Here is a 1,585-nt window from a genome sequence, read left to right as displayed (position 1 = left end):
GAGTGAGAGCTCAAACTATGAAGAGAGTTTGATCCTGGCTCAGGACGAACGCTGGCGGCGTGCCTAATACATGCAAGTGGAACGCACGATTAAACCGTAGCTTGCTACACCATAATCGTGAGTCGCGAACGGGTGAGTAACGCGTAGGTAACCTGCCTATTAGCGGGGGATAACTATTGGAAACGATAGCTAATACCGCATAGGAGAGATGATCGCATGATCATGTCTTAAAAGATACAACTGTATCGCTAGTAGATGGACCTGCGTTGTATTAGCTAGTTGGTAAGGTAGTGGCTTACCAAGGCAACGATACATAGCCGACCTGAGAGGGTGACCGGCCACACTGGGACTGAGACACGGCCCAGACTCCTACGGGAGGCAGCAGTAGGGAATCTTCGGCAATGGGGGGAACCCTGACCGAGCAACGCCGCGTGAGTGAAGAAGGTTTTCGGATCGTAAAGCTCTGTTGTCAGAGACGAACGTATGTGAGAGTGGAAAGTTCACATAGTGACGGTAACTGACCAGAAAGGGACGGCTAACTACGTGCCAGCAGCCGCGGTAATACGTAGGTCCCGAGCGTTGTCCGGATTTATTGGGCGTAAAGCGAGCGCAGGCGGTTTTGTAAGTCTGAAGTCAAAGGCAGTGGCTTAACCATTGTGTGCTTTGGAAACTGCAGGACTTGAGTGCAGAAGGGGAGAGTGGAATTCCATGTGTAGCGGTGAAATGCGTAGATATATGGAGGAACACCGGTGGCGAAAGCGGCTCTCTGGTCTGTGACTGACGCTGAGGCTCGAAAGCGTGGGTAGCGAACAGGATTAGATACCCTGGTAGTCCACGCCGTAAACGCTGAGTGCTAGGTGTTAGGCCCTTTCCGGGGCTTAGTGCCGAAGCTAACGCATTAAGCACTCCGCCTGGGGAGTACGGCCGCAAGGCTGAAACTCAAAGGAATTGACGGGGGCCCGCACAAGCGGTGGAGCATGTGGTTTAATTCGAAGCAACGCGAAGAACCTTACCAGGTCTTGACATCCCGATGCTATTCTTAGAGATAAGAAGTTACTTCGGTACATTGGAGACAGGTGGTGCATGGTTGTCGTCAGCTCGTGTCGTGAGATGTTGGGTTAAGTCCCGCAACGAGCGCAACCCTTATTGTTAGTTGCCATCATTAAGTTGGGCACTCTAGCGAGACTGCCGGTAATAAACCGGAGGAAGGTGGGGATGACGTCAAATCATCATGCCCCTTATGACCTGGGCTACACACGTGCTACAATGGTCGGTACAACGAGTTGCGAGCCGGTGACGGCAAGCTAATCTCTGAAAGCCGATCTCAGTTCGGATTGGAGGCTGCAACTCGCCTCCATGAAGTCGGAATCGCTAGTAATCGCGGATCAGCACGCCGCGGTGAATACGTTCCCGGGCCTTGTACACACCGCCCGTCACACCACGAGAGTTTGTAACACCCGAAGTCGGTGAGGTAACCTTTAAGGGGCCAGCCGCCTAAGGTGGGATGGATGATTGGGGTGAAGTCGTAACAAGGTAGCCGTATCGGAAGGTGCGGCTGGATCACCTCCTTTCTAAGGAAATGTAA

At 52.7% G+C, this 1,585-nt stretch carries 1 rRNA gene; it reads left to right on the top strand.

Annotation, left to right across the window (positions count from 1 at the left end):
• The first annotated feature begins 16 nt into the window (after nucleotides 1-16).
• Nucleotides 17-1,571: ribosomal RNA gene (locus BMI76_RS10410) — 16S ribosomal RNA — on the top strand.
• Nucleotides 1,572-1,585 lie beyond the last annotated feature (14 nt).

The organism is Streptococcus sp. 'caviae' (genome assembly GCF_001937065.1).
Lineage (GTDB): Bacteria > Bacillota > Bacilli > Lactobacillales > Streptococcaceae > Streptococcus.
Note: the sequence above shows the minus strand (reverse complement) of the source record. Positions and strands in the feature narration are given on the sequence as shown.